The organism is Mesorhizobium sp. Cs1299R1N3, from assembly GCF_037179625.1.
Classification (GTDB): domain Bacteria; phylum Pseudomonadota; class Alphaproteobacteria; order Rhizobiales; family Rhizobiaceae; genus Mesorhizobium; species Mesorhizobium salmacidum.
In genome coordinates this window covers 49250-70017 of sequence record NZ_JAPYKQ010000002.1, presented here as the reverse complement: position 1 = coordinate 70017, position 20768 = coordinate 49250, and the positions used below count along the sequence as shown (strand labels likewise).

Sequence of the window (20768 nt, the reverse complement as noted above, 5' to 3'; positions counted from 1 at the left end):
TTCACTCCGGATCTTGGCCCGCCATGCATTCGAGCTGGCTCAGCGTCCAGTCGCTGGTCTTCGATGCAATGTCCGATATCTTCCATTTGCCGTCGACCTTCTTCAACGACCAGTGCATTTCGCGCTGCGCATCGTCTCCTTCCGGAAAAAGACTGAAGTTCGCCACCACTTGCGCCGTGTCGCCATCCACCGTCTCCGACAGCTTCAGTGTCTTGGAAAGGGTCTTCTGGTCGAAATCCTGCGCGTCGAGGCCGGGGTCGAAGTCGATACAGGCGACCTGGTCCGGATTTTTCTTGGTCGCCTGGTCGTTGAGGTCGAACAGTTTCGTCACCGGCTCGGTGAAGCGATCGCGGTATTGCGCGTCGGCCTCGAACTTGACCTGCGGGACATAGAAGAACTTCACCGCGTCGGAAGCCGGACCGGCCACGGCGGCGGCGGGCAAGGCTATCGAAAGGGCGGCAAGGAGCACTGTCAGTCTCATGCAGAATCTCCGGCTTTTCATGGCTTGAAGCAACCAATACCACGCATCGTGCATATCGGCTTTTTTGCGGTTCATGAAGCCCGCCTGCGCACGCATCACGGCTGAAGCGGATCATCTCGACGGAACGTGCAGGCCAAGCTTGCACTCAGAGGCCGAGCGCTGCCTTGCGTCCGTCATGGATGGCGAATGCCACCTGCCTGGAAGCGGTACAATCACCAATCGAAGTGTGGGCAATCTTGCGCCTTTCGAGTTCGATGGAAAGCATGTCGGCGGCCATATTCGTCGTGGCGAAGACCAACGCATCGACTTCGATCTCCTGCTCGGTTCCATCGAGCAGCGAAGCGACCCTGGCCATCCTGCCATCCCAGTGAACGACGGCGCTCTCGGTCACAAACCGCACCTTCAGCTTGGCGAGCGCCCGTCGCAGCGGCGCGTCGACGGCCATTCGCTGAAGCTCTTTGCCAACCAGGGCGTCCGGCGTCACAAGCGTCACATTGTGACCATCCTCGGCGAGTTTCCAGGCGGTGCCGCAGCCTTTCCAATTGCCGCCATCGTCCAGCAAGAGAACATTTTTTCCCGGCCTCGCCTGACGGGCCATCACTGCTTCGGTCGAGAGCACCGGCCCGCCGCCCGGAATGCTGTCCCACTGCGGCAAGGCCCGCTGGAAAGCGCCGTCTGGCGGCATCGAGCCGGTCGCGACGATGACGTGATCCGCGCCTTCGCGCTCGACATCGTCGGCTTCGACATACTGCCCGTAGCGGATGTCGACCTGAAGCTGGCCGAGCTGGCGCTCGTACCAGTCGATCAGATCCAGAATCTGGGCACGGCGCGGCTGCAGGCCCGCAAGACGGAACTGCCCCCCAAGGCGATCGGATGCCTCGGCCAGTGTCACCCGGTGACCGCGCTCGGCCGCGGCGCGCGCCGCTTCAAGACCGGCCGGGCCGCCGCCGACGACCAGCACGCGCTTCGGCTGGGCGACCGGAGCGAAGCGATCTCCGCCCCACTCCCATTCCCGCCCCGCGGATGGATTGATGACGCAGCTGATCCAGTAATCACGGCTGCGCCGGCCCCAGCACATCTGGTTGCACGACAGGCAGCCGCGAATGTCCTGCGGCCGTCCGGCGGCGGCCTTTGCCGCAAGATGCGGATCGGCGATCTGCCCGCGCACGATGGAAACGAGATCGGCGCGACCTTCGCTCAACACGCTCTCGGCGTTCTCAGCGGCGCGGATATGGCTCTCGGCGGTGATCAGCGCATGACGCACGGTGGATTTGAGCACGGACGCCAGGTCGGCACCGAGCTTTTCCGGGTAAACAAAGGTCGGCATGATCTTGTAGAAGTCGAAGTAGGAACCCGTTCCGCAAGTCACATAGTCCATCAAGGCATCGCGGTCGTGGAGGTCGATTATCTCGGCCAGCGCTTCGCGCTTCAGCGCCACTTCGACTTCCGGCTCATCACTGATCGCAAGACCTATGATGAAATCATCGCCGCATTCCCGGCGAATCCTGGTCATCACCTCACGGCTCATCCGGGTGCGGTTTTCAAGGCTGCCGCCCCATCGGTCGTCCCGGCGGTTCGACCAGGGTGTCCAGAACTGGTCCAGCATCGAATGGTACGCCGCCCAGACCTCGACGCCGTCGAAGCCGGCCTCGCGGCAACGGCGCGCCGCCTGGACAAAGCCGTCGATCGTTTCTTCAATCTCGGCTGCGGACATCCGATGCGAACCGTCGGAATCGTGGTAGCTCGGCAGGCCGGAAGGCGACCAACCGGGGTGAAACGAGTTGTCCGCGTCCGCGTGCTGGCCAACATGGTAGAGCTGCTGGATGGCGACGGCGCCGTTGCCGCGAATCGCCTCCGTCACCTTGCGAAAATGCGGGATGACGCGGTCATCGGACGGGCTGAAGTTGCCACGGGTAAGCACGGCGGCCTGATGCACGGGCATCGGCTCGACCACTATCATGCCGGCTCCGCCGATGGCGCGTTCCGCGTAATAGCCGACATGCCGCGCGGTCGGCAGCCCCTCCACCGCCATGTTGGCGGTATGGGCTCCGAACACGATTCTGTTGCGTAACGTCTTGCCGCGCAGAGTGGCCGGCGTGAACAGCCGGTTGAAGACCCGCCCAGACATGCACCGCTCCTTCAAAGCCTTGGCGGCGGCACCCAGGCGCCAGCGCTCGCAACCAAAGTCGATTCTTGCCGGAAAGCCGGCACCTCGGGGGTGCCGGCTTTGCCGCGATCCTTGAAGCTAGGCGTCCAGCCAGACGTTCTGGAGATCCATTTCGAAGGTCTGGTGGACGCCGTAGTTCTTCACCTTCTTGTTCGTATGGCTGTAGAGCTTCTGCCAGAACGGCTGGATGATGACGCCGGAGTCCTGCAGGATCTGCTCGACATCCTTCATCACCTCCTTGCGCTTGGCGACATCGATCAGCGAGAGCGCCTGCTTGAGCTTGGCGTCGAAATCGGGATTGGAATAGGCCGATTCGTTCCACGCCTCGCCGGTGCGATAGCCCAGCGCCAGCACCTGGACACCGAGCGGGCGCATGTACCAGATGGTCATCGAATAGGGATATTTCGTCCAGTCGTTCCAGAAGGTCGAGCCCGGCAGCACGGTGCGCTTGACCTTGATACCGGCGTCGCGCAGCTGGCCGGCGATCGCGTCGCCGGTGTTCTTCTGCCAGTCGTCCTCGATGGTGATCAGCTCGTGCTCGAAGTCGGCCTGGCCGGCTTCCGCCATCAGCTTCTTGGCGCCCGCGGCATCGCGCTCCTTCTTGGGCAGGGCATAATATTCGGGATGGATCGGGCTGACATGGTGGTTCTCGCCGACCGTGCCGCGCCCGTTATAACCGAGCTGCAGCACCGCGTTGTTGTCGACCGCCATCTGCAGGGCATTGCGAACCCGCTGGTCGTCATAGGGCTTGTGCGTGATGTTGGTGCGGGCAACCAGCGTGGTGGCGGTCGCGACCTCCGATTTCTGCAGCCCCATCTTGTCGAGAATGTCGATGAAGTCGGCGGGCGATTCGAAGTTGACATCGACCTCGCCGGAGTCGAAAGCGTTCACCGTGGCGTTGAAATCGGTGCCGTAATCGATGAACTCGACGCTGTCGAGCGGGGCTTCGCCACCCCACCACTTGCCGTTCTCGCGGCGCTTGACCACGGCCTTCTGGCCGACGTCGTAAGAGACCAGCTCGAACGCTCCCGTGCCGATCGGCTTCTTGATCGGATCGGCGCCATCGGCATCGAAATTCCGGTGCACGATAAGGGCGGGGTAATCGGTGAAGTTCGGAATGAGCGAAATGTCGGGCTCGCTGAGCTTCAGCTTGACCGTGTTGTCGTCGACCTTGGTGATCGCACCGTCCCTGGCCTTGCCGGTCTTGGCATCGATCAGCGCACCGACGCGCGCCGCCATCGAGTTGCCGGCGACGCCCTTCTCGCACCAGCGCGTCACATTGTGCACCACGTCATCGGCGTTGAAGGCATCGCCATTGTTCCAGGTGACGCCCTTGCGCACATGCAGCGTGTATTCGGTGGCGTCGTCGTTGATGTCCCAGCTTTCGAGCAGCACCGGCTCGAAGGTGAATTGTCTGGTGTAGCGAACCAACGGCTCCAGCCAGCTGCGCGAGATGTTGGCCAGTTCCACCCAGTCGTAAGTACGCGGATCCTTCTGCGCCTTCACCGCCATCGAGACGTGCAGCGTCCCGCCCTTCTTCGGCTCCTCGGCCAGAGCTTGCGCCGGCGCGGCGAGGCCGATCATGCCATAGGCAAACGCCGTCGATGCGCCAAGCGCGCTGGCCAGCGCCAGGAACTCGCGCCGGTCCATGCGACCCGCCCGCGCCTCCGTTGCCATCGCTTCGATAGCCTGCGGCACACGATCGCCATTGCTTGTGAAAACCGTCATGTCACTCTCCCCTTGTTGTTCCCGTCAGGTCTTTGTCTGTTGTTTTTCAACTAACGCTGTCGGGCAATTTTTCCTCGCGCCGCGCGATCAAATCCTTGAGACCGTCGGCGATGCCTTCGTCGAGTTTCGGCTCCTCATAATCGGCGAGCATGTTGCGCGCCTTCTCGCGGCCGCGCGTGTCGTGGTCCTTCGCCCCTTCCGCCTTCCATTGTTCGTAGGAGTTGAAGTCCATGATGCTCGGCATGAAGAAAGCCTTCTCGAAATGTTCGAGCGTGTGCTGGGTGCCAAGGAAATGGCCCTGCGGTCCGACCTCGCGGATCGCCGCCATCGCCTCCTTGAAATCGTCGAAAGGCAGGCCGCCCGCGTATTTGTACCAGCCGACGAGCTGTTCGCAGTCGGTGGCGAATTTCGAGTACCCGCAGGTGAGACCTGCTTCCAGCCAGCCGGCCGAATGCCAGATGTAGTTGGCGCCGGCAAGGATGGCGGCATGCATCAGCATGTTCGCCTCATAGCCGGCCTGGGCATCGTTGAGCTTGGAGCCGACATGGAAGCCTGACGTGCGCCACGGCAGTTTGTATTTCCGCGCCAGCGCGCCCATCAGATACATCATCTGGGCTGCCTCCGGCGTGCCGCCCATCGGAGCGCCGGTCTTCATGTCGACCGTGACCATGAACTGGCCGTATATCTGCGGTGAACCCGGACGGATGAGCTGGGTGAAGGCCACGCCGGCAAGCGCCTCGGCGTTGACCTGCGCAACCGCGCCGACGGCCGACGCCGAGGTCGAGGCGCCGCAGAGCGCGAAGGGCGCCAGGATCAGCGGCTGATTGTGTCGCGCGTACACCCTCATGGCGTCCAGCATGGTGGCGTCCCAGACCAGCGGCGAATTGCAGTTGGTGATCGCCACCAGCACCGGATTATCGCGGACGAATTCCTCGCCGAACACGATGCCAGCCATCGCCATCGTATCTTCCGCCCGCTCCTTGGACGTCACGATGCCCATGAACGGTTTGTCGGAATGCTTCAGCGCCGAATGGATGATGTGCAGGTGCCGCTTGGGCACGGCAATTTCCATCGGCTCACAGATGATCGAACTCGACGAGTGCAGCGCCGGCGCCATGTAGGCGAGCTTGTGGAAATTGTTGAGGTCGGCAAGCGTGCCGTAGCGCCTGTTGTTGTCGAGGTCGCGCACATAGGGCGCGCCATACATCGGCACGAAGATCGAGTTCTTGCCGCCGACGCGCACCGTACGCTCGGGATTGCGCGCGTTGAGCGTGAACTCGGAGGGAACCTTGGAGACGAGTTCCATCAGCAGCGCGCGATCGATGCGGACCCGCGTTTCCCGGACATCGGCACCGGCCGCCTTCCACAAGGCGATGGCCTCGTCGTCGCGGAATTCGCAGCCGACCTCTTCCAGGATCGAAAGCGACTCCTCGTGGATCAGTTCCACCGCCTCGTCCGGAACCATCTGGTACACCGGGATCTGACGAACCAGGGTTGGGAACGAGGCGACCGGTGCCCCACGGAGCGCCTTGCGCCCGAGACGGCCACCGCCACGGCGATGGGTCGGTTCGGTCAATTCAGCGGCGGGTGCGTTCATGAGACCTCCTGGCGTCCGTTCCAGCCAAGTTAGCGAGGTGAAATATGGCTGTGACGCTGGAAAATCCTGATCTCTTGTATAAGCTGTGCTTATGCGAAGCCTACGCCACCTCCTGCCGTCCGCCGGCAGCCTGATCGTCTTCGAGGCGGCGGGCCGGCTGTCGAGCTTCACCGCCGCGGGGCGCGAGCTTGGCATGACGCAGGCGGCCGTCTCCTATGCGGTGCGCGGACTGGAAGAGCAGCTCGGCGCGAAGCTGTTCCAGCGCCGCCACCGGCAAGTCAGCCTGACGGAAGCCGGCGAGCGGTTCCATGCCGACGTCTCGCTGGGCTTGTCGCATATCCGCAAATCCGCCGAGGATCTGCGCCAGCAGGCGACCGGCGGCCATGTAACGCTTGCCGCCTCGACCGCTTTTGGCTCCTTCTGGATGATGCCGCGCCTGCAGCAGTTCCGCGACGAATTGCCGGGCATCGACCTGCGCATCCAGACCGCCGACCGTGATCTCGACATCATCGCCGAAGGTATCCCGCTGGCGGTGCGCGGCGGCGAGCCCAGGGAATGGCCGGACTACCACTCGCTGCCGCTCGCCGATGAGGAGATCTTCCCCGTCGCCGGCACCAGCTACTTGGCCAAGTTCGGCATGCCGGGGAGCGTCGAGGAACTGGCCACGCACCGTCTCATTCACCTCGAGGAGCCCTATCGTGAAGCGGCAAGCTGGGACGAATGGTTCCAGTCGGCAGGCGGCAGCCTCAGCAATACCGCGCGAGGCCTGCGCATCAATGACTATGGCCTGGTGATCCAGGGCGTCATGGAGGGACAAGGCATTGCGCTGGGCTGGCGCCATCTTGCCGAGCGGCTGCTGGCGACCGGCCTGCTGGTGCCGGTGACGAACCACGTGCTCAAGACCGGCAAGGCCTTCTATGTCGTGTGGCCGAAGAACCGCGAGCTCTCCGACAATGCCCGCAAGGTAAGAGACTGGCTGGTCGCGCAGGCGTAAAGTGGCCTCGCACGCACGGACCGAATCCGTGTAAGATCAGATCATGCCCATTCGCCAGCTTTCCGAAACGATGATCAACCAGATCGCCGCCGGCGAAGTCATCGAGCGTCCGGCGAGCGTGGTCAAGGAACTGGTCGAGAACGCGCTCGATGCCGGTGCAAGCAAGGTAGAGGTCGTCACATCGGGGGGCGGGTTGAACCTTATCCGCGTCACCGACGACGGCTCCGGCATTCCGGAGCAGGAGCTGGCGCTGGCGATCGCGCGTCACTGCACGTCCAAGCTTGCCGAGGACATCCACGACATCCGCTCGCTTGGTTTTCGCGGCGAGGCGTTGCCATCGATCGGCTCGGTGTCGCGGCTGTCGATCCGCTCGCGCACGGCTTCGGGCGACGGCGCCGCCGAGATCGGCATCGACGGCGGCCGCATTCTGCCGGTCAAGCCCGCGGCCGCCAATCGCGGCACAACCGTCGAGGTGCGCGACCTCTTCTTCGCCACGCCGGCACGGCTGAAGTTCATGAAAGGCGAACGCGCCGAAAGCTCGGCCATCAGCGACGTGGTCAAGCGCATCGCCATCGCCTTCCCCACAGTGCGGTTCACCCTGGCCGGATCCGACCGGACGACGCTGGAACTGCCGGCGACCGAGGACAGCGCGGACGGCAGCCTGCGCCGCGTCGCGCACGTGATGGGCGCCGACTTTCCCGACAATTCCATCGCCATCGACGCGATGCGTGAAGGCGTGCACCTGACCGGCCATGTGTCGATCCCGTCCTTCACCCGCGCCAACGCGCTGCAGCAATACGCCTATGTCAATGGCAGGCCGGTGCGCGACAAGCTGATCGCCGGTGCCATTCGCGGCGCCTTCGCCGATGTCCTGCCGCGCGACCGCCACGCCGTGACCGTGCTGTTCCTTTCGCTCGATCCGGCCATCGTAGACGTCAACGTCCATCCGGCCAAAGCCGATGTCCGCTTCCGCGATCCGGGCCTCGTGCGCGGACTGATCGTCGGCGCGATCCGGCAGGCGTTGGCCGATGCCGGCATCCGCTCCGCCACCACGGGTGCCGCCGGCATGATGGCTGCGTTCCGTCCGGGCGCCGCACCCTATGATCACGGCGGCCCGACAAATGGCCATCGCAGCTACGAAGCAGCTTTCCGCGCGTCTGGCCCCGCGGGTTTCGACCCTTCGCGCTCGCCGCAGCGACCGCTCGACATGCAATTCTCAGGCGCCGGCTTTGAACGCGGCAATGCAAGAACCGCCGGCTTCGGTGAACCCGACCAGGCGGCGTTCGATGCCGGCCCGCTCGCCAGCGCCGATGCGCGTGCCGGGCAGAATGAGGCAACCGAGACGCTGCTCGGCGCGGTGCTGGGTGCCGCGCGCGCCCAGGTGCACGAGAACTACATCGTTGCCCAGACCAGGGATTCGCTCGTCATCGTCGACCAGCACGCGGCGCATGAGCGGCTGGTCTATGAAGCGCTGAAGAACGCCCTGCACTCGCGGCCAGTGCCCTCGCAGATGCTGCTTCTGCCCGAGATCATCGACTTGCCGGAAGAGGACGCCGAGAGGCTTGCCATGCATTCCGAAACGCTCGCCCGCTTCGGCCTCGGCATCGAGCGTTTCGGCCCGGGCGCGGTTGCCGTGCGCGAGACGCCGTCGATGCTGGGCGAGACCAATGTCCAGCAACTGGTGCGCGACCTCGCCGACGAGATCGCCGACAACGACACGGTCGAAACGCTCAAGGGGCGGCTGGACAAGATCGCGGCGACCATGGCCTGCCACGGCTCGGTGCGCTCCGGCCGGCTGCTCAAGGCCGAGGAGATGAACGCGCTGCTGCGCCAGATGGAGGCGACGCCGGGCTCAGGCACCTGCAACCATGGCCGCCCCACCTATATCGAGCTGAAGCTGGCGGATATCGAAAGGCTGTTCGGGCGGCGGTGAACCGGCCCCAACGGGCCAGCCCTCATTTCATCTGCTGATATTTCCTTGTCCGTGAATTGAAGACGTAATCGATCGCGGTTCCGGCGCCGCCGCCTTGAAAGTTCACGGAAATGATGTCCTTGCCTTGCTCCACCCATTTCTGGACATTCATGTAGATGATCGTCTTCAGCATGCCGGCACTGCAAGCGTCGTCATCGGCGAAGGTAATTTCCTGGACAACCTTGCGGCTGCTCTTCTTGATGACCTGCACTTTTTCCATGCAAAGGCCGCCACCGGTATTCGTGTAAATGCCCGAAAACCTGTGGGTGGCTGTCTGCGCCCAGAAGGGGATCTCGACAGTGCCGTCGATCTTTGCCTCGCGGGTGTCATCCAGGCTCGCTATTTTCTTGAGGGTGACGGGATATCTGTCCGTGCCCTTGCTCCAGCTTCCTTTCAAAGCGTTTCCATTGAGGTCGAGGGACAATGGGCACCTTGCGGTGTCGACAGGGGGCGTCGGTCCCTGCACTATTATCCGATAAAGCTCCTTATCGTCTGAAATCTCGCAAAGCACGAACCTGGTGCCGCTGACCGTGCCATACAGCGCAATCGGGATTTGCTTCGCGTCGTAGAAGTAGCTTCCATTGACCTCTGGCGCGCTGCCTAAGCTGTCATATGTCTGGATGGAGAAATGGATAGGAGATGACCCGAGGAAACCCTCGTAGTTTTCCACGTGGTACCAACCCGCAATGGCTTTTGCGTTGAGCAGCAACAAGCAAACGACCGTTGAGATAAAACGTCTTCCCATCCCAACCCCGCTGCGCTCCGCGACGACAATCCGCCAAGACTGCGTGACAGTTGCCTTGCGTTGCGGCAGCCGTCAACTGAAATCCGTGGTTCCTGATAAGTCAGGGAAAGACCGCAACCTTTTGAATTACCGTTTCAAATTCACCACGATAACGCCGCCGAGCGCCAGCGCGCCGCCGAGAATGCCGAGCAGCGTCGGCACCTCGCCCAGCCAGAAGAAGCCGATCAGTGCCGACATCGGCGAGACCAGGTACAAGAAGTTCGAGGCACGCGCCGCCGGCAGACGCGACAGCGCGGTCGCCCAGGCCGCATAGGCGATCAGGCTCGGCACGATGCCGAGATAGATGACGGCGCCAAGGCCGGCGGTGTTCGCGACGGCGGCCTGCTGCAGAGCAGCGGGCAGGAAGGGCGCCAGGCAGAGCGCGCCGAGCACCATGTTGGACGCCGCGATGGTCAGCGGATGGTGACGGGCAAACAGCGGCTTCTGGACGATGGTGTTGACGGCCGAGCAGAGTGCCGAACCAAGCACCAGCAGCGCGCCGGCATTGAAATGCAGGCCATGCCCGTCGGCGATGGCGATGATGCCGATGCCGGCGAAGGAAATGACGGGACCGATCCAGGCCAGGCCTGAGAAGCGCTCGCCAAGCAGCGCCATCGCCATGATGGCGGTGAAGATGGGACTGACATTGATGATGAAGCCGGCTGCTCCGGCCGAGACGGTCTGCTCGCCGAAATTGAGCATCGCCGTGTAGAGCGCGACGAAAATGGCGCCGCCGAAGGCGAAGCGCCAGAAATCGCCGATCCTGGGCAGCGCCGGACGCTTGACGGCAAGGAAGATGGCAGCCGGCGCGGCGGCTATGGCAAAGCGCAGGGCGCCAAGCTCCAACGGCTGGAAAGCGGCGAGCCCGGCCCGGATCGCCGGGAAGGCGGAGGCCCAGCCGATCACCGTCAGCGCCACGGCGATGGCGGCCGTGGTGTCCATCCGCTGTGTTGAATTCAACGTGCCTGTGGTTGCGCTCATCTCATTGCCCTTGGATTCTTCAGTCTCGGCAGCAGAAAACGCCCTTTCAGGTCAATTGACAAACGACCAAATCGAGGGTCACCTGTGAGCATGGATCACAGCTCGAACAATATGCTGCCGCTGGAGACATTGCGCGCCTTCGACGCGGCGGCCCGCACGGGAAGCTTTTCGGCCGCCGCTGAAAAACTCAACCTCACCCATGGCGCCGTCAGCCGGCAGATCGCCAAGCTCGAGGACTGGCTTGGACTGAAGGTTTTCGAACGCGGCGCGCGCGGCGTGTCGCTGACCAACGAAGGCAATCGCCTGCATCTCAGGACCACCGAAGCCTTCGCGCTGATATCGGTCAATTCGGATCGGTGGGTGGAGCCGCGCGGCACCGCCGTGGTGCGCCTGGCCTCATTCCATCGGTGAGCGGCTTGTGGCTGATGCCACGCATGGCAACGCTGGAAAACGACCCTACCCGCCTGCGCATCGTGCTCGACGTCGACAATCGTCAGGCCGATCTCGCCGACGAAGGCATCGATCTGTCGGTCCGCTGCGGTCGTGGCCGCATCCCGGGCCGTGTCTCGGTGCAACTGTTCGAAGAACATCTCTTCCCGATCGCCTCGCCGGGCCTCGCACGAGAGATCGGCGGTGGCGACCCGGCCCGGTTGCTCAAATTCCCGCTGATCAACGATTCCGACGCTTCGGGCTGGCGCGCTTGGTTCGCCGCGCAGGACATGGATTACCGGCCGCGCCCGCAAGACCGCCGCTTCGAGGACTACAATCTGGTGCTCGATGCCGCAGCCCATGGTCTCGGCATCGCGCTGGCGCGGCCGCCGCTCACCGAGCACCAGATAGGATCGGGGCGCCTCGTCGCCGTCGACGATCGCACCGCGCTCAATCCCGTTTCCTACTGGCTGGATCGTCCGGTCGGCCGACCGCGCGCGGCTGCCGCCGATCTCGCCAGGCGCATTGCCGAACAGGCCGGGCTTGCTTCGGCAAGGCTGGAAGCTTTCCTGCAGGATGACAATTAGGCTGCGACGCCTCTCGGAGACAATGCGTGACGGTCGCGGTCGGAAATCGCGCGATGCCTCTCAACGAAACAGAAAAAGCACAATCATGGTGGTCGCGGCCGAGACGATGGCCGTCACGATCGATATCGTCCACAGCGACGACGCAGCTGGCTCGGATCGCGGAGCATGGCCCGCCGGACGGATGGAGGCGCCGCGCGGTTGCGGCGCGTTGGCGTTGGCCGCGACCAGCACCGCGGCGGAAGCGACCGCCGGCGAAAATGTGGCCGAGGCCGCCGCCAGTTTGGGTGTGCTGTCCGTGGACGTCGTCTCCGGCGGGGCGAAGCCGCGCGAACCCTGATCGGTGTCCGTCCCTGCCCCACCCGTCAAGGCTCGTGGCGGTGCATGGTGGGTGACGGCTTCAGGTTCCATGACGGCCCGGTAAGCATCCTCGATCTCGGAGGATGACAGGCGTTGCGAGGTCTGAGCGGCCGGTCGCGGCAGCGAGCCTTGCAGCGCCTGGGCGGCGAACTGCGCCGATTGCACCATCGCGGGCGCCGGCGGCTGGACGAGCACCTTGACCAGAGCCGCGGTCGCCGGGTCGGCCTTGGGCGAAGGCACCGGCTGGGGCGTGAGTGCTTCTTTCAGCAAAGACGGCATGCTTGCATTGGCGATGTCCATGGCGCTTCCTGACAACCATTGTGCCAAAGGGCAATATTACATGAGCATTGCGCCAAGCTTGACCTTGCCCACGATTTATGGCGATTGAATCCCGATGAACTCAAGTGCCATTGCATGATGAACCGTTTCGAAGGCCCTGGCGGCAAGGAAGCCCGCATCCGCTACCTCGATGGCGATTTCCAGGTCACCAGCCCCGGATCGTTCGTACGTTGCGCGGTGACGGGCGAAAACATCCCATTGGACGAGCTGAAATACTGGAGCGTTGCCCGGCAGGAGCCCTATGTGAACGCCGCCGCTTCGCTGCGCCGCGAAATCGAGGTGCATCCGGAACTGCGTAAGCGGGGTTAGCCTCTCAGCTTGCGCTGCCGCCAGGCATCGAGCGTTTCCTCGATGACGCGTTCGGGAACGTGGTCGAGCTCGAACACCGTGTCGATTTCCAGCACGTCGAGACGGTCGAGAAAATCCTGCGAGGCGCCATGGCGCAACCGGGCGGCGTCCTTGGCGGTGGTGATCAGGCCAAGGCCTTCGGCCCGCGCCGTCGCGGCCAGTTCGGCAAGCTCGTCCTCTGCGTAGAAGTGGTGGTCCGGAAAGGGCCTGGAAAGGATCACTTCGCCGCCGGCCTCGCGCACCGTGTCGAAGAACTTTTCGGGATGACCGATGCCGGCAAAGGCCAGAAACCGCTTTCCGGAAAGCCCTGCCTTGCTGCTCGGCTCCGTGTGGGCCTCGAAGATCGGCCGGCCGGCACGCGCGGCCCGGCGGACCACGGCATCGGCGGCGGTGCCCTCGCCCATCTTCAGCAGCCCGCTGGTGAAGACCAGCTGGTCGACGATTTTGGCCCTGAGCGGACCGCCCGGGATGACGCGGCCATTGCCGATCCCGTAGCGGGCATCGACCACGACCAGTGCATAATCGATGTGGATGCGAGCGCTCTGGAAGCCGTCGTCCATGATCAGGAAATCGCAACCGTGTTTGTCCAGCAGCAGCCGGGCGCCGGCGGCACGGTTCGGCGTCACTGCAACCGGGGCATGTTCAGCCAACAGAAGCGGCTCGTCGCCGACGTGCTTGGCGCTGTCATGACTGATATCGACGACATGCGGTTCGGCGAAGGAACCGCCATGGCCGCGCGACAGGAAACCGGGCTTCAATCGCATGCGCCTGGCCTGTTGGGCGAGCGCGATCGCCACCGGCGTCTTACCGGTGCCGCCAACGGTGAAATTGCCGACGCACAAAACCGGCGCCTGGATCTTCTCGCGCCGGGCCCGCCGCATGCCGCGACCGGCGACGAGCGCGTAGACAGCGGACAGCGGCGATAGCGCCAAGACTTTCCAGTCCGGCTCTTCCCACCAGAATGGTGGTGCTTCCGAGGCCACGCTAACGCCCGTTCGCGCCCTTCAGGCGCGCCTTGACCACCAGCGGCTGGATATAGGGTTCGAGCGATTTGAGCGTGCGTGCCAGCGCGCCGCGCATCTCATCGACAGTCGCGATTCCCGCCGCCATCATCTCGTGGCGAGCCACTTCGTTGGTCAGGAGGAAATTGACGGCGCCAGCCAGCATGTCGCGGTCGCGCACCAGCTTGGCGCCACCGCTGTCGAGCAGGCGCTGATAGGCCTCGCGAAAATTCTGCACGTTGCGCCCGGCGAGAACCGCCGTGTCGAGCATGGCCGGCTCGAGCGGGTTCTGGCCGCCTTCGGAGGTCAGCGAACGGCCAACGAAAGCGATTTCGGTCAACCGGAGGTACAAGCCCATTTCCCCGATCGTATCGCCAAGCAGGATATCGGTGTCGGGACCGATGCGATCGCCCCTGCTGCGCCGCGCGACCTTCAGCCCCATGCCGGAAATCTGCGCGGCAAGGGCTTCGGCCCGATCGGGATGGCGCGGGACGACGATTGTCAGAAGGCCGTGGTGACGCTTGTGCAGGGTCGCGTGGACTTCCGACGCGACCACTTCCTCGCCATCATGGGTCGAGATCGCCGCCCAGGTCGGGCGATCGCCGATCTGCCGCTGCAAAGTGGCGAGCGCCCGTTGGTCGACCGGCGGCGGGTTGGTGTCGACCTTGAGATTGCCCGACACCGTGACCGGCCGGGCGCCGAGCGCGCGAAAACGCTCGCCGTCGACGTCGGACTGGGCAACGACATGGGCCAGATTCTCGAACAGCGCCTCGGCGATGTTGGCCCGCTTTTTCCACGAGGTGAACGAGCGATCGGAAAGCCGGCCATTGACCAGCACCTGCGGCACGTGGCGCGCACCGAGTTCGAGGATGGTCATCGGCCAGATCTCGGATTCGGCGATGATCGCCAGATCAGGTTTCCAGTGATCGAGGAAGCGGCTGACCGCCGGCTTCAGATCGAGCGGCACATATTGGTGGATGATGCGGTCGCCGAGCCGCTCGTCCACGACCTGGGCGGAGGTCACCGTGCCGGTCGTCAGCACGATGTTGACGCCATAGTCGAGGATGCTTTCGACCAGCGGCACGACGGCCAAGGTCTCGCCGACGCTCGCGGCATGGATCCAGATCACCGGCCCCTCGGGGCGCGGGCGGCCGGCGACGCCATAGCGTTCGCGCCTTCGGTTGCGGTCTTCCTTGCCGCGCGAGGTGCGCCAGGCGACATAGGGTCCGACCAGGGGATAGGCGGCTGCGCCGGCAAAACGGTATGCCGACAGCATGGTACGTGCCCAGCGGCCGCTCACCGCGGACCATCCACGAGACGGTAGGCCTCGGCGGTCGCGGCGTTGAGGGCGGCCGTCACTTCCTGGCGCTTGCGCTCCATTTCGGCATCGTCGGCATCCGCCGCCACAAAGATCGGCGTGCCGATGGTCACTGCGGAGCGGCCGAAGGGCAGGTTGATGGTGGTTTTATCCCAGCTCTTTTCCAGCACCTTGCGGCGGCTGGTGGCGATGGCGACGGGCAGCAGCGGCCGGCCGGAGAGGCGAGCCAAAAGAACGATACCGAGCCCTGCATCGCGCGGGGTACCGTGGGGAATGTCTGCGATCATGGCGACGTTCTTGCCTGCGGTGAGCGACTTTTTGAGGGCGATGAGGGCCTTGGCCCCGCCCTTGTCGAGATGCCTGGCATTCTCGCGCCCGCCCGAACCGCGCACCGCCTCGATGCCGAATTTCTCCAGCATCAGGGCGTTGAGTTCGGCATCGGCGCTGCGCGACACCATGGCGACCAGCGGCTTGCGCTTGGGGTAATAGGCTGGCGTCAAAAGATGCTGGCCATGCCACAGAGCGATGATCCCCGGCTCGAACTCGGCATAGGCGCCGCCCGCAAAGCGGGCCGATCCGGCGACCAGGGGGCTGGTCAGGCGAACCAGCCGCACGAACTGCGCGAGCAGGCTGGCAATGGCGTTCTTGACGAATCGGGATTGCGCGAGCGGCTCGCGAATCCTGCGCCAGAAGGCCTTGGTCGTGCGGCTGCCGCCCCTGCCCGTGGGCGCGGCCTCGCTGGCTGGCTCTTTCGCCAGATCACGCTCCATCGAACTCAACCGATGACCTTGCTATCGGGATCCAGCAGACGGTGCAGATGAACGACGAAATAACGCATATGGGCATTGTCCACGCTGGCTTGTGCCTTGGCTTTCCACGCGGTGTGCGCGGATTGATAGTCGGGATAGACACCAACGATGTCGAGCGCGTCGAGATCGCGGAACTCGGTGCCGCCAAGCTTCTTGAGTTCGCCGCCGAACACCAGATGCAAAAGCTGTTTCTTTCCGTCTTCCGCGGCCATGTCGGTCCTTCACATATCGTGAGTTTGTCACAGGTCTAGACCAAAGCCGCCGACTTTGGAACCTTCGAAAATGCTTTCAGCAATCCAGCCCGGCGATGACATCGACAAGCACCGCCAGCAGGTCCCCGCTGCCGGCGGCGAGCGCGCCGTGACGGATCACCTCGCCGGCATAGAGCGGCGCCCGGCCATTCGGGTCGAGCAGCTGGCCGCCCGCTTCGCGCAGGATAAGATCGGCGGCGGCGATGTCCCAATCATGCGCGTTCGGCTTGACGAACGTTGCGTCGAGCGTCCCGTTGGCGATCATCGCCAGGCGGTAGGCGAGCGAGGGGATGTAGGGTGCCCGCTGCAGCCGCTGCTGCCAGCCGGCAGGCACCATGTCGATCAACTGCTTCAACCCTGAAATTTCAGCCTTGTCCTCAGGCTTGCGTACCGCGATGCGCATGTCGTTGCGGAAGGCGCCCTGGCCGGGTAGCGCCCAGTAGGTCTCATCCATGGCCGGACATTCGAGCACGCCGGCGAGCGTGCGGCCAAGCTCAACGACGGCAACGCTGACGCACCATGTGGGCTGGCCTTCGAGGAAGCCGCGCGTGCCGTCGATCGGGTCGACAACGAAGGTGCGGCGCGCCGAAAGCCGTGCCGGATCGTCGGTCGTCTCTTCCGACAGCCAGCCATAATCCGGCCGTGCCGCAAGCAGCGTCTGGCGCAGATACGCATCGGCGGCATGATCGGCTTCGCTGACCGGCGAGGTACCGCCCTTCATCCAGACCTGCGGATTGTTGCCGAAGTAGCGCATCGCGATAAGACCGGCCTCGCGGGCGGCGTCGCGCAGCAGCGGCAGGTCCTGATCGGCACCGGCAGTGGTCAGGTCATGCTCCGGCAAGGGTCATGCCTTCGATCAGGAGTGTCGGGGCGGCAGTACCGAAATTTCGGTCGAGGTCATTCGCTGGCACCATGTTGAGGAACATCGTCTTCAGGTTCGAGGCGATGGTGACTTCGGCGACCGGATAGGCAAGCGCGCCATTTTCGATCCAGAAGCCGGAGGCGCCGCGGCTGTATTCGCCGGTGAGCATGTCGACACCCTGGCCAAACACTTCGGTGACGTAGAAGCCGGTCTTGAGCGAGCCGATCAGGTCTTCCGGCGAGCGCTCACCCGCCTCGATGGCAAGGTTCGTCGATGACGGCGAGACGGAGGAACCGCCGCGTGCGCCGCGACCGTTGGTGACGAGGCCTAGCTCCCGTGCCGCTGATGTCGACAGGAACCAGTGGTTGAGGACACCCTTTTCAATTATCAGGAGCTTCTCGCCCTCGATGCCTTCGCCATCGAATGGGCGCGAGGCCTGGCCACGACGCCGCAGCGGGTCATCGGTGACGGTGATGGCGGCAGCGGCCACCTGCTTGCCCATCATGTCGCGCAGGAACGAGGTCTTGCGGGCGACGGAAGCGCCGTTGATGGCGCCGGCGATATGGCCGGCAATGCCGCGGGCGACGCGCGGGTCGAACACCACGTCGACGGGTCCGGTCGCCGCCTTGCGCGCGCCAAGGCGGCGCACCGCCCGTTCACCGGCCTTGCGGCCGATGTCCTCGGGTGCGTCGAGATCGGCAAAATGCTGGCGCGAGGAGAATTCATAGTCGCGCTCCATGCCGGTGCCCTCGCCGGCGATCACGCTGGCCGAGCGCGCAAAACGCGAGCCGACATAGTGGCCGAGAAAACCGTGCGAGGTGGCCAGAACCAGCCCGCCAAGCCCGGCGCTGGCATTGCTGCCCGACGAATTGGTCACGCCCTTGACGGCGAGAGCCGCCGCTTCGGCGGCAAGCGCGGCTTCCTTCAACTGGTCGGCCGACACTTCGGTCGCGTCGAACAGGTCCAGATCGCGCGTCTGCCTGGCGAGCAGCGCAGGGTCGGCAAGACCCTGGTAGGGATCCTCGGGAGACACCTTGGCCATGGCGACGGCACGCTCGGCAAGCGCCTTCGGATCGGACGCGGCGGTCGCCGATACGCTGGCCACACGCTGGCCGACGAAGACCCGCAGCGAAACATCGTCGCCCTCGGAAGCCTCGGTGTTTTCGACCTTGCCAAGCCGCACCGAGACGCCGGTCGATCGGCCGCGCACCGCGACGGCGTCCGCGGCATCGGCGCCGGCGCGTTTGGCGGCCTCGACCAGGGCCGCGACGCGGTCCGTCAATTTCGCGGCGTCCAGCTTGTCGGTCATGCACTTGATCCTGTTTCTTCAGCCTGTCCGGAAGGCAGGTGCTGCCGCACCATCTATTGTTCCAATGCCGCTTGTGCAATGGCAGAAGGGCAATCAGGATGTCGCGACCAAACCGCCATCGAAGCGCCCGCAAAGAGCGGACGTCGCGGTTTTTGCCTATCTGGAGCCTTCGCCATGACGCCTTTCCATCTTGCCTTTCCGGTTCGTGATCTCGATGAAACCCGAACTTTCTATGGCGAGGTGCTGGGCTGCGCGATCGGCCGCTCGTCAGCGACCTGGGTCGATTTCGACCTTTACGGCCACCAGATGTCGGCGCATCTGCGCCCCGCGCAAGCCGCCAGTGACGGCAAGGTCGACGGTATCACCGTGCCGATCCCGCATTTTGGCGCTGTGCTCATGATGGACGACTGGCAGCGCCTTGCCACTCGGCTGGAAGCGCGCGACGACATAGACTGGCTGGAGCGGCCAATGGTGCGTTTCAAGGGCGAGCCCGGCGAACAGGCGACATTGTTTATCCGCGACCCCTCGGGCAACGCCCTGGAATTCAAGGGCTTTCACTCGATCGAGCAGGTTTTCGCGCATTGAAGTCAGAGGGGCAGCAGCCTGTCGTTCAAGATGCCGCGACCGGCGTCCAGATCACGTCCTCGATCTTGTGAGCGCCGGTCGCCAGCATCACGAGCCGGTCGAAGCCGAGCGCGATGCCGCTGGCCTGCGGCATGATGGCAAGGGCCGCTAGAAAATCCTCGTCCAGCGGGTAGCGCTCGCCATAGACGCGCTCTTTCTCGTCCATCTCCATGATGAAGCGCCGGCGCTGCTCGGCCACGTCGGTCAACTCGCCAAAGCCGTTGGCGAGCTCGACCCCGCAGCAATAGAGCTCGAAACGTTCGGCGACGCGTGGATCTCCGGGGCTCGGCCGGGCGAGCGCCGCCTCGGCGACCGGATATTCGCACAGGATGGTCGCCCGCCCCTGCCCGAGGAGCGGCTCGATCTTTTCCACCATCACGCGGCTGAACAAATCCGCCCAGCTGTCGTCGGGCGCGGTGCGCAAGCCGGCCTGGATCAGTGCGGCATGAAGCGCGTCGCGGTCCGTGCCGCCATCGACGGCGACCGTGGCCAGCAGATCGATGCCGGCATGGCGGCTGAAGGCATCCGCCACGGTCAACCGCTCCGGTTCGGCAAACGGATCGCAGTCGCGGCCCCGGAAAGAAAAGCGCGCGGCTCCTGCCCTCGTCGCGGCCAACGCCAGCAGCGCTGCGCAATCGCGCATCAGGCTCTCATAGGTCTCGCCGACCCGGTACCATTCGAGCATGGTGAATTCGGGATGATGCAAGGGGCCGCGCTCACGATTGCGGTAGACCGGACCCAGGCTGAAAATGCGCTGTTCGCCCGCGGCGAGCAGCTTCTTGCAGGCGAATTCCGGCGAGGTGTGGAGATAAAGCGGCGATCGGGCGCCATCCGGCCCGACCGCCTCCGTGGCGAAAGCCGCCAGATGCGCCTCGTTGCCGGGCGAGACCTGCAGCGCGGCCGTCTCCACCTCGATGAAGTCGTTGCGGGCGAACCAGTCGCGCAGGGCAACCGTGAGCCCGTTGCGCAGCATCAGGCGCGGACGGCGGTCGGCATGGACATGCGGCGTCCACCAGGGCGACGCGGCGGTCATGAGCGGATTGAAGGCATGCAGGTGCGCCCCATGTCAGTTCGCCCCATGCCAGTTCGCCCCGGGCCAGTTCGCATTGGGGGGCTGGCGGTTCGCGCCAAGATGCGCTAGGCCCCCATCCAGCGCCGCACAAGCCGGCAAACGCCAGTCAAACCTCGCAGGATTTAAAACCGTGGTGAAAGTCATCGCCAGTTCGCTCCGCAAAGGCAATGTCGTCGACAAGGACGGCAAGCTTTATGTGATCCTCTTTGCCGAAAACATCCACCCAGGCAAGGGCACGCCCGTGACGCAGCTCGACATGCGCCGCATCGGCGACGGGGTGAAGGTGTCGGAGCGCTACCGCACCACCGAACAGGTGGAGCGCGCCTATGTCGAGGAGCGCGAGCACACCTTCCTCTACGCCGACGGCGAAGGCTATCACTTCATGAACCCGGAAACCTACGACCAGGTGGCGGTGTCGGAAGCGGTGGTCGGTGATGCGGCGCCTTATCTGAAGGAAGGCATGCCGGTGCAGGTGTCCCAGTTCAACGGCATCGCGATCTCCCTGGTGCTACCGCAGCGCGCCACCTTCGAAGTGGTCGAGACCGAGCCGACCACCAAGGGCCAGACGGCATCGTCCTCCTACAAGCCGGCCGTGCTCTCCAACGGCGTGCGCACCACCGTGCCGCCCCACATCGCGCCCGGCACCCGCGTGGTGGTGATGACGGCCGATGGGTCCTATGTGGAGCGGGCGAAGGACTGAGGGGAAGTTTTTGATCAGGTACCGGCGGCCGGCGTTTTCTCAGACCCCTTTTAGCGCC

The 20768-nt window shown here is 64.4% G+C and carries 19 protein-coding genes and 1 pseudogene; 6 read left to right on the top strand and 14 right to left on the bottom strand.

From position 1 onward, the window contains the following. Nucleotide 1: 1 nt before the first annotated feature. The 4 genes from O7B34_RS05650 to O7B34_RS05635 form a co-directional block, all read right to left on the bottom strand. A complete protein-coding gene (locus O7B34_RS05650; protein ID WP_140507289.1) occupies nucleotides 2-481 on the bottom strand; it encodes a DUF3828 domain-containing protein in 480 nt (159 codons plus the stop codon). Nucleotides 482-626: 145 nt separating this feature from the next. Continuing rightward, nucleotides 627-2609 (bottom strand): oxidoreductase, encoded by a 1983-nt coding sequence (locus O7B34_RS05645; protein WP_337145249.1) that lies wholly within the window; start codon nucleotides 2607-2609, stop codon nucleotides 627-629. A 117-nt stretch (nucleotides 2610-2726) separates the two neighbouring features. Beyond that, entirely contained in the window at nucleotides 2727-4376 is a 1650-nt protein-coding gene (locus tag O7B34_RS05640) for an ABC transporter substrate-binding protein (protein ID WP_337145248.1), read from the bottom strand. Nucleotides 4377-4422: 46 nt separating this feature from the next. After that, nucleotides 4423-5973, bottom strand: coding sequence for a trimethylamine methyltransferase family protein (locus tag O7B34_RS05635; RefSeq protein ID WP_337145247.1), 1551 nt, complete (start codon nucleotides 5971-5973; stop codon nucleotides 4423-4425). A gap of 91 nt (nucleotides 5974-6064) precedes the next feature. Between O7B34_RS05635 and O7B34_RS05630 the strand changes: the two genes are divergently transcribed. Further along, the gene (locus O7B34_RS05630; RefSeq protein WP_337145246.1) at nucleotides 6065-6967 is read left to right on the top strand and encodes a LysR substrate-binding domain-containing protein; all 903 of its coding nucleotides are present in this window, start codon (nucleotides 6065-6067) and stop codon (nucleotides 6965-6967) included. A 43-nt stretch (nucleotides 6968-7010) separates the two neighbouring features. Further along, nucleotides 7011-8900 carry a DNA mismatch repair endonuclease MutL gene (mutL, locus tag O7B34_RS05625; RefSeq protein ID WP_337145245.1) on the top strand — a complete coding sequence of 630 codons (1890 nt, stop codon included), beginning with the start codon at nucleotides 7011-7013 and terminating at the stop codon, nucleotides 8898-8900. A 22-nt stretch (nucleotides 8901-8922) separates the two neighbouring features. On the opposite strand, the gene O7B34_RS05620 is transcribed toward mutL, so the two are convergent. Both O7B34_RS05620 and O7B34_RS05615 read right to left on the bottom strand, forming a co-directional pair. Next, a complete protein-coding gene (locus O7B34_RS05620; RefSeq protein WP_337145244.1) occupies nucleotides 8923-9651 on the bottom strand; it encodes a hypothetical protein in 729 nt (242 codons plus the stop codon). A gap of 159 nt (nucleotides 9652-9810) precedes the next feature. Further along, nucleotides 9811-10704, bottom strand: coding sequence for a DMT family transporter (locus tag O7B34_RS05615; RefSeq protein WP_337145243.1), 894 nt, complete (start codon nucleotides 10702-10704; stop codon nucleotides 9811-9813). 90 nt (nucleotides 10705-10794) lie between these two features. Here O7B34_RS05615 and O7B34_RS05610 point away from each other — a divergent pair. After that, nucleotides 10795-11720, top strand: a pseudogene (locus O7B34_RS05610) (LysR substrate-binding domain-containing protein). A 60-nt stretch (nucleotides 11721-11780) separates the two neighbouring features. Here O7B34_RS05610 and O7B34_RS05605 read toward each other — a convergent pair. Then, nucleotides 11781-12377, bottom strand: coding sequence for a hypothetical protein (locus tag O7B34_RS05605; RefSeq protein WP_337145242.1), 597 nt, complete (start codon nucleotides 12375-12377; stop codon nucleotides 11781-11783). Between the two features lie 114 nt (nucleotides 12378-12491). Here O7B34_RS05605 and O7B34_RS05600 point away from each other — a divergent pair, with 114 nt between their 5' ends. Beyond that, nucleotides 12492-12725: a DUF2093 domain-containing protein gene (locus O7B34_RS05600; protein ID WP_337140823.1), complete on the top strand. Its 234-nt coding sequence runs from the start codon at nucleotides 12492-12494 to the stop codon at nucleotides 12723-12725. Here the strand turns inward: O7B34_RS05600 and lpxK are convergent. The 6 genes from lpxK to O7B34_RS05570 all read right to left on the bottom strand — a co-directional run bounded on the left by lpxK (nucleotide 12722) and on the right by O7B34_RS05570 (nucleotide 18314). After that, nucleotides 12722-13747: a tetraacyldisaccharide 4'-kinase gene (lpxK, locus tag O7B34_RS05595; RefSeq protein ID WP_337145241.1), complete on the bottom strand. Its 1026-nt coding sequence runs from the start codon at nucleotides 13745-13747 to the stop codon at nucleotides 12722-12724. The genes O7B34_RS05600 and lpxK overlap by 4 nt on opposite strands. 1 nt (nucleotide 13748) lies before the next feature. After that, nucleotides 13749-15065, bottom strand: a complete 1317-nt coding sequence (gene waaA, locus O7B34_RS05590) for a lipid IV(A) 3-deoxy-D-manno-octulosonic acid transferase (protein WP_337145240.1) — start codon at nucleotides 15063-15065, stop codon at nucleotides 13749-13751. Next, nucleotides 15062-15853, bottom strand: coding sequence for a lysophospholipid acyltransferase family protein (locus O7B34_RS05585; RefSeq protein WP_140714217.1), 792 nt, complete (start codon nucleotides 15851-15853; stop codon nucleotides 15062-15064). The genes waaA and O7B34_RS05585 overlap by 4 nt, the downstream gene beginning before the upstream one ends. Before the next feature lie 5 nt (nucleotides 15854-15858). Next, complete coding sequence (locus tag O7B34_RS05580) at nucleotides 15859-16104, bottom strand: DUF4170 domain-containing protein (protein WP_337128335.1); 246 nt, start codon at nucleotides 16102-16104, stop codon at nucleotides 15859-15861. Nucleotides 16105-16180: 76 nt separating this feature from the next. Further along, entirely contained in the window at nucleotides 16181-16984 is an 804-nt protein-coding gene (locus tag O7B34_RS05575) for a 3'(2'),5'-bisphosphate nucleotidase CysQ (RefSeq protein WP_337145239.1), read from the bottom strand. Beyond that, nucleotides 16971-18314, bottom strand: coding sequence for a TldD/PmbA family protein (locus O7B34_RS05570; protein ID WP_337145238.1), 1344 nt, complete (start codon nucleotides 18312-18314; stop codon nucleotides 16971-16973). The genes O7B34_RS05575 and O7B34_RS05570 overlap by 14 nt, the downstream gene beginning before the upstream one ends. Before the next feature lie 174 nt (nucleotides 18315-18488). On the opposite strand from O7B34_RS05570, the gene O7B34_RS05565 reads away from it, so the two are divergent. Further along, the gene (locus O7B34_RS05565) at nucleotides 18489-18899 is read left to right on the top strand and encodes a VOC family protein (protein ID WP_337145237.1); all 411 of its coding nucleotides are present in this window, start codon (nucleotides 18489-18491) and stop codon (nucleotides 18897-18899) included. 25 nt (nucleotides 18900-18924) lie between these two features. Here O7B34_RS05565 and epmA read toward each other — a convergent pair whose 3' ends face one another. Next, a complete protein-coding gene (gene epmA, locus O7B34_RS05560) occupies nucleotides 18925-19971 on the bottom strand; it encodes an EF-P lysine aminoacylase EpmA (RefSeq protein WP_337145236.1) in 1047 nt (348 codons plus the stop codon). Between the two features lie 169 nt (nucleotides 19972-20140). Here epmA and efp point away from each other — a divergent pair, with 169 nt between their 5' ends. Further along, nucleotides 20141-20710: an elongation factor P gene (gene efp / locus O7B34_RS05555; protein WP_084636569.1), complete on the top strand. Its 570-nt coding sequence runs from the start codon at nucleotides 20141-20143 to the stop codon at nucleotides 20708-20710. Nucleotides 20711-20768 lie beyond the last annotated feature (58 nt).